We start from the raw sequence: 7,431 nt of genomic DNA, 5'->3' as shown, positions 1-7,431 counted from the left end.
AGGCAACTATATTAGCGAAAGAAGTGCTAAAGAATTTGAAAGGATTAGGATATCATGCTTTCGTGAAACATACGTGTCTCTCGCCGGATCAAGAGAAAAAGAATTAAAGACTGCCTTCATATTTAAGGAAGTTAAAATGCTTAACGTAATCTTATCTGAACCAGAGTTTATCATTCTTGACGGAATAGATTATGACGCAATAATTGGAGTGGAAGTATTACAAATAATGGGTTTATCAATTGATATGAGAGCTGACCGACTAAAGTGAATTTTTTTAGGCATTCGCTTAAAACTTTAATCGAATCCTTGTCCATTCTGATAAAAATCCTTTTTATTCTATTGACGTATCGATAAATTCCGGGAAGTGTGATGTATTAGAGAGATCACAGTTCGCCTCCATCTTAATAGATACTAAAAATGAAATCATCTGATTTTGCCAAAATCTCAGTCATTTTTGTCCAGTGAACCATAGAGCGCCCAATCTCTTTATTCCATTTCCTGTTAAGGCATAATATTTATTTCAGTGGCCAATGCAAAACTTATATATTCTGAAGGATTACATAAATATGCAAAAACTTGAATCTATTGTGCCAATTATAACGCCATTTACTGAAAATAAAGTTGATAAGGGTCTGGCAGTACAGCACGGAGAAGATGTCCTTAAGGGTGGAATAAAATATGTATTTCTGGCAGGAAGCACCGGACTTGGTCCGTCACTTGTTGAATCTGAAAAGCTCGTTCTGCTCGATGCCTTTGCCCATGTGCCCGATAATGTTATACTCCAGTGCGGTTCCCTGAATCTTGAAGAATCAATAAATCTAGCAAGAAACGCAAAAAAATACAAGATACATGCTGTGGCTGCACTGCCTCCATACTATTTCACCGGAATGAAGAGAGAATGGATAATAAAATATTACACAAAAATTTCTGCGGAATATCAGACTATTATCTATAATTATCCTGACACAACAGGGTACAATATTACATATGACATAGTCAATTATATAAAAAAGGCCGGCGGTAATGTAATCGGAATCAAGGAAACAACGTTTAACATGAATGACATACTGAATACTAAAATGTATGTGCCTGATTTCAGTGTGTATACAGGCCCGGATCAGTATATACTTTCTGCGTACAGGCTTAGGCTTGATGGCTATGTTTCTGGCGCTGGCAATTATGGCTATAAAATCATAAAAAAGATAGAAGAGAATTATGACAACAATGATGGTGACAGGTATCAGTTCCTGCTCAACGAACTTTCTGCACTATCCAGAAAATACGGGACAATGTCATCGATATATGATATGGTGGAAATAATGACAGGGATAAAATCCGGAAGCCCCAGGGAACCTTTCTTCAAACTCACTCCTGAGGAAAAGGGTGCACTGGAAAAAGAAATGAATGAGGTATTCAAAAAATATAATTTTAAGCCTTAAGATTTGTTTTCTATTTCTGCATATGGAAGTACATTTCCATTTATATTTTTGAATTTTACAAGGATTTCCAGTCCAATTTCCGGGTTGCTTCCAGAAATGTCCATATAGGCACGGAAACCATCGTTTAGGCTAATTATACCATAATACCCTTTGTTGAATTCAGTGAAACTGTATATTTCACCTCTGCCAGAAGACCGCATAATTTCAATGGCTGATCCACCGCAAACAGGGCAATTGTCCCTGGGATAATAGTAAATGTTGCCACAGTGCTGACACTTTATGTAGGGTAGTACACCCTTTGAGAAACTGTCGTTATATGCCTTATAAATCTCATTAAGTTTCATTCAACTCCTCCTGGAATACCCATCTCCTTTAGATGTGTGAGGAATTGTGTAATGAACCCCAATCCCTTGCCATGTTTTACCAGTTTAACCTTTTTTATGCTTATATCCATTTTCATTCTCCTCCTTTTATAATGATTGATTTTCCAGATGTGTATGCATCTCTACGATACAACTTCTGCCTTTCTTTCATGTTTTCAAAGTCTCCTGATCAACTCTTGCTGAGTAACTCAAGGAACGAGCCCACAGTTTCATTTACGGGTAGTTAACTTAATCACCCAGAATCATGGATACAGAATGGTTTCTTGACCATCCTCCCATGCCGTTTATGAATGCTTTTCCAGGACTTTTGACCTGGTTTTTCCCTGCCATTTCGTTCATCTGAAGCAGAGTTTCATAAAGCATCACACTTCCGCTCATATATGCAGGCTGTCCACGATTCAGACTTCCTCCTGCTGTGTTCAGGGGAAAATCGCCGTCAACTGAAATAGAATTTTTTTCCAGAAACGATCCGGATGTGCCAGGTGGAACTAAGCCTGTATTTTCTAGCTGAATCATTACAGTGATACTGAATGAATCGTAAAGTTCATAGAAATCACACTTTTTGATATCATTTCTGAAAGCCGATGAACTTTCTGCAGCTGGTGTCACCGTTATATCCACCATTTCTGGTGGGAGTGCTGACTGGTGTGCCTCACCATATTTGAGTATTCTGATTTCCCTTAATTTCCCTGGATTTTTTGATACTATAAAGGCATGAAATCCGTCTACCGGATAAACAATTTCAAGGAGATGCAGTGGTGATGACACTATGGGTGAAATTAATACATCCTCAACTTTGATCAATCCTGAAAACATGGAATATCCAGATCTGTTTGCGTTTTCCCTCTGCTTTACTATGAGCATGGCTCTCTGTTCATCTGTTGAACCATATACTTTCTTATGCCGTTGTGCAAGCAAGGCATAATCTGATACAGGATTCATATTGTTATAGCCCGACAGCAGGGGCTTATAAGGAGTGTTTACTATCTCAGGATAGATATTTTCAATAGAATCCACTGTCTGTTTTTTCTTCCTAACTTCAGATCCCTTTCCCCCAAATAGGAGGAGAATATTCTCTGCCATGCCTGTTTTTATAAGGTTTTCTGCCCTCCAAAATGCAGATAGCACTGATGGGCCTCCATATTCCAGTGAATCTATGTACCTTGGTTTGATTCCCAGATAATTGCATATCTGGTCAGGGAAAAAATGCATGTACATATTCCCATCAAATACACCAGGAAGAAATGTTGTCATGAACCCATCAATATCCTTCCTTTCTAATCCAGCCATATAAAGAGCTTTATTGAATGCTTCATTCATTATCTCATATGCCGAACCCTCGTAATTTTTATATATGGCTTCTGAAAATCCCCTTATCACTGATAAACCACCTCTACAGAGTGTATTTCAGACCTTTTAATCTTTCCTGATGCATTTAATGGCATATTCCTTACAAAAACAATACGAACAGGTACCTTATATCTGGCAAGTTCTTTTCGGCATGTATCCTTTATATTTTCTCTCATCTCTTCATAGTTGTCTTCATCTGCAGAGAGTTTCACATATGCTACTGGAACTTCTCCCTTGTATTCATCCTTTTCCCCTATTACTACAACATCTTCAATAGATTCCACGGTTCTTATAGCATTTTCAACTTCCGCAGGGACTACTTTATATCCTGACACATCAATGAGATCCTTCTTCCTGTCAATGATATAGACATAGCCATCTTTATCAACATGGCATATATCCCCAGTTTTCAGGCCGTATTTCCCAAAACTCTTCTTTGTGTCCTCTTGATTTCTGTAATATTTTCTGACAACCTGTGGACCTGATACAATTAATTCACCATCCCTTCCCCTGACAATTCGTGTATAATATGCAGGTTTCCCGGCAGTCAGTGTGCCGTTGTATGTTAAAAGTGTATTATTGTATGGATATTCCCAGAGAGTTACAGGCGAGGTACTTTCTGTAAGGCCATATGCCATGTATATCCATTTTCCTGTCATGGTTTTCCAGTCCATTTCCGTTTTCACGGGCATGGGCATTCCCCCGGCTGACCAGACCCTCACTGATGAAAGTCTTTTATCAATATTGGGTAGGCCTGACCATGAATTCAGCATGGCACGGTATGCTGTTGCAACAAACATTGTAATAGTCGTTTTAGAGGATTCAACAGTTTCCAACGTAATTCCTGGATTGAATCTGTATGTGAGAGCCATTGATGCCCCGGCCAGCATGGTAAGTGATATGCCGAATATAAGGCCGGTTATGTGAAAGAATGGGGCGATGCAGAGGCTTCTGTCATCTGGATTTACAGAAAACCACTCACGGTAAATGTAAGATGCGGCATATATATTCCCGTGGGTTATTTCCACTGCTTTCTGCCTGCCGGAAGTTCCTGATGTAAAAACAAACATTGCCGTGCTTTCTGGCTGGACATTGAAGGCATTGAACTGGTTTTTTGACCAGAGATTTAATTCTTCATTTATTCTTCCTGAAAGGAATTGTGCAGCCATGTTTTCTGGGAGTTTTCCAAACGTTTCCGGATCTGTGTAGAAAATGTGCAGATTCTGTATATTTGAAAGTCCGGCAAATTTATCACGGAATTCCGCACTGATTACCAGTATCCGTGCGTTTATGAATTTTATTTTTTCCATGATTTCAGGTTCAGAGTCCAGTGGACTAAGGGGCACGAAGATACATGAATTTTTCCAGGTAGCATATTGAACGATAGGAAACTGCGGTATATTTTCTGTAATGATTGCAACAGTATCACCAGAATCACAGTACATGGAAATCTGCGCGGCCACTGCATTTGAATATTTATCAAACTCTCCGAAGGTCATAACATTGTTAAAATATATAATAAATGGGCTATTCATTCTGGAATCCTTAAGAACTTCTATCATGGACTTCAAAGTATCATTCCACCCCCGACCTCAAGTAGTATTCCACTAATGTAATCACTATCCGGCTTCATAAGGAATGAAACCGCATTTGCAACATCCTCTGCAGTGCCAATACGCTTAAGAGGTATTTTTTCAATAAATTTCTCCCTGATTTTTTCTGGCATCTGGTCAGTCATGGGAGTTTTTATGAATCCAGGCACAACAGCATTGGACGTGATGCCATATTTTCCAAGTTCTCTGGCAAGTGTTTTTGTGAACCCTATGACACCGGCCTTCGCAGATGAATAATTGGCCTGCCCCACATTACCATTCCAGCTTGCAGATGAAATATTCACTATTCTGCCAAATTTATTTTCTATCATAGAATCAATAAACTGCCTGGTGACATTAAACATACTGTAAAGATCTGTTTTGATCACGGCATCCCACTGTTCATAAGTCATATTTCTGAACAGTACATCCCTGTTTATTCCTGCATTGTTAACTATACCAAATATTTCTCTTTTGTCTATGCCTGAAAAGGCATTTTCACAGGCTTCATAGCTGGAAACATCGCACTGGATTCCCTCAATATTTCCATATTCTGAGTTCAGTGTTTTGGCCGAATTCATTACTTTATTATCATAATCGACCATAATTATTCCATATTTCTCTGAGGCCAACCTCTCTGCTATTGAATGCCCTATTCCCCTGTTAGACCCGGTTACAATAATTTTCTCTGTCAATATATTACCTCTATTATCAAGATAGATAGCAAAAGAATATAACATTTCTATCTTCAACAGACTTGTGTGCAACTGATAATTTGCCAAATAAATTTATTACTTCAAACTTTTTGTTTGCCATATAAAAAGAATAATCACAGGCAATATTAATTTTCCTATTTACATGTCAGCTACCTCATGCCCCAGCATAAAGGTTTCATGTTTCACAGACGGAACTTACAACTAAATAAGCAAGAAAGTAACTGAGCTTGCGATGTGGATCAATTGTGAAACTATTATATTAATCCATGAAATGAAGAACCAGAAGGTAATCCATTGGACAAGTCCTGAAAAATGGCATGATGGAGATTTCTTCTGTAAAATCCTCTATAAGAGGTTGTTAACGCCTCTGTGTTCCGGTTAGGCATAATACATGCAAAGGTGTATTCCAATTGCACGTAGACAGAGATACATGCAAAGGGAGCACTGATACCCCTAAAGAGGCAACGCTGTAACCGGCAGTGACCTTAAGACCCGGCAATGGGTTCTTGCGAAACCGTCCGGACCGTGCGGAATGAAAGCGAAGCAAAAGTGAGAACCTCCGATCTCTTAGGATGGAGGATATGTCAGACTTACCTATGAATTTATATTAAATCCTTTGAGCGTGGAGGTGTTATCTCCATCAGGTTTGAATCCTCTGTGCTCCACTGATATTTTTCTATAGGAGTTGAAGCTTCATTCAAGTACTTCTGTTATTCCTCTTATATAGTATATAAGAATGGTGTTTAAATATTATTTCCATAAGCTCATCGCCATCTCAAACTCAGTGGTTTTATTGAGATCCTGTTGAGTGCCACTTATATATTCAATAGGTTGATTTTTCAGGGTCTTTTTCTATGTTTATATCAATGTGCCTGATCTCTCTCCATGAAAAATTCTTTTTCATCTTTAAATTATTGTAATAATAATTTCCAGAAAAAAACAGATTACCCCTGTCATTATACTTTATTGAAGACACAGATAGGAATTTATACTCTCCATTATCTGTCAAAACATTAACAGTAAAATCATATAGAAATGCATAGGCAAGCGTTTTCTTTATATCTTCCATATCCATGCTTGACTGTCTGTCAGACTCTTCAAGCTTTCCCTCGCTAAATGATACTAAAGCTATTATCATTTCAGTCTAATTCATAATCAGGACATGTTATTTATATTTATTTTAAATGATTGTGGCTCTTGTATACTACCATATGAACAATAATTTTTCACCATGTTCACCGGCTATATCCTGTGATCTTTGAAGATATCATCTGTGTCTTATATATATCACATGCGCTATAAATGTTCAAAAATCCAGTACTTTGAGCGGGAAATCCTATTAAAAACAACTATTTCTTTAACTGTATATAATTACCACAGTTAAATGCAATATTAAAGTCTATTTTCCAGGTATTTCATTTCCTCATCCTTAAGTAGCAAATCCGAAAATTTTACATTCTGCATAACATGTTCCCTGTTAGACGCCCTTGGTATGGGAAACGCATTATGATGTTTGCTTACAAGATAGGCCAAAGCTATATTGGCATTCGGCACATCACCTACTGTTTTTCTGATATGGTCAAAATATTTGTTATATTGTGGCTGGGTGACCTTTCCATGTCCCAGTGGAAAATATGCCATTACAGCTATGTGATTTTTTTCACAATAATCTATAATACCTCTCTGGTTTTTCCTGTGAAAAATGTTATAGTTTATCTGCACAGACGTAATCTCATATTTTGAAAGTGCATTCTGTGCACGTTTTATGAGATTCAAATTAAAATTGCTCAGGCCTATGTATTTCATTTTTCCCATATCTATCATCTTCTCCATGGTTCTAAGTGTTTTTTTGAGGTCTATTGTGGGATTTGGAAAATGGATCTGATACAAATCAACATAATTGGTGTCAAGACTTTTCAGGCTGCGGTCAAGAGCCTTTTCCAGCGATTTT

At 37.8% G+C, this 7,431-nt stretch carries 8 protein-coding genes; 2 read left to right on the top strand and 6 right to left on the bottom strand.

What is annotated here, in order from left to right; all coding sequences use genetic code 11:
• Both AMDU4_RS10265 and AMDU4_RS10260 read left to right on the top strand, forming a co-directional pair.
• A partial coding sequence (locus tag AMDU4_RS10265; RefSeq protein WP_021787909.1) for a hypothetical protein occupies window positions 1-268 on the top strand: 268 nt, incomplete at its 5' end.
• 298 nt (window positions 269-566) lie between these two features.
• Entirely contained in the window at window positions 567-1,439 is an 873-nt protein-coding gene (locus tag AMDU4_RS10260; RefSeq protein ID WP_021787908.1) for a dihydrodipicolinate synthase family protein, read from the top strand.
• Here the strand turns inward: AMDU4_RS10260 and AMDU4_RS10255 are convergent.
• The 6 genes from AMDU4_RS10255 to AMDU4_RS10230 all read right to left on the bottom strand — a co-directional run.
• Window positions 1,436-1,783 (bottom strand): Zn-ribbon domain-containing OB-fold protein, encoded by a 348-nt coding sequence (locus tag AMDU4_RS10255; protein WP_021787907.1) that lies wholly within the window; start codon window positions 1,781-1,783, stop codon window positions 1,436-1,438. The two genes, AMDU4_RS10260 and AMDU4_RS10255, sit on opposite strands and share 4 nt — an antisense overlap.
• Window positions 1,784-2,050: 267 nt before the next feature.
• Window positions 2,051-3,202 (bottom strand): thiolase family protein, encoded by a 1,152-nt coding sequence (locus AMDU4_RS10250; RefSeq protein WP_021787905.1) that lies wholly within the window; start codon window positions 3,200-3,202, stop codon window positions 2,051-2,053.
• Window positions 3,199-4,734 carry a class I adenylate-forming enzyme family protein gene (locus AMDU4_RS10245; protein WP_290705015.1) on the bottom strand — a complete coding sequence of 512 codons (1,536 nt, stop codon included), beginning with the start codon at window positions 4,732-4,734 and terminating at the stop codon, window positions 3,199-3,201. Before AMDU4_RS10245 ends, AMDU4_RS10250 begins: the two co-directional genes overlap by 4 nt.
• Window positions 4,735-4,739: 5 nt before the next feature.
• Entirely contained in the window at window positions 4,740-5,459 is a 720-nt protein-coding gene (gene fabG, locus AMDU4_RS10240) for a 3-oxoacyl-ACP reductase FabG (RefSeq protein ID WP_290705012.1), read from the bottom strand.
• An 844-nt stretch (window positions 5,460-6,303) separates the two neighbouring features.
• Window positions 6,304-6,618 (bottom strand): hypothetical protein, encoded by a 315-nt coding sequence (locus tag AMDU4_RS10235; protein WP_021786424.1) that lies wholly within the window; start codon window positions 6,616-6,618, stop codon window positions 6,304-6,306.
• 254 nt (window positions 6,619-6,872) lie between these two features.
• Window positions 6,873-7,431: aldo/keto reductase (locus AMDU4_RS10230; RefSeq protein ID WP_021787902.1), on the bottom strand; the 559-nt coding region annotated here is incomplete at its 5' end.

The sequence above is a fragment of the Ferroplasma sp. Type II genome (assembly GCF_000496155.1).
This window is presented reverse-complemented; position numbering and strand designations above follow the sequence as displayed.

What these genes read in the sequence shown, in the direction of transcription:
- AMDU4_RS10260 (WP_021787908.1), top strand. Translation starts at nt 567, where the DNA reads ATGCAAAAACTTGAATCTATTGTGCCAATTATAACGCCATTTACTGAA.
- AMDU4_RS10255 (WP_021787907.1), bottom strand. Translation starts at nt 1,783, where the DNA reads ATGAAACTTAATGAGATTTATAAGGCATATAACGACAGTTTCTCAAAG.
- AMDU4_RS10245 (WP_290705015.1), bottom strand. Translation starts at nt 4,734, where the DNA reads ATGATAGAAGTTCTTAAGGATTCCAGAATGAATAGCCCATTTATTATA.
- AMDU4_RS10235 (WP_021786424.1), bottom strand. Translation starts at nt 6,618, where the DNA reads ATGATAATAGCTTTAGTATCATTTAGCGAGGGAAAGCTTGAAGAGTCT.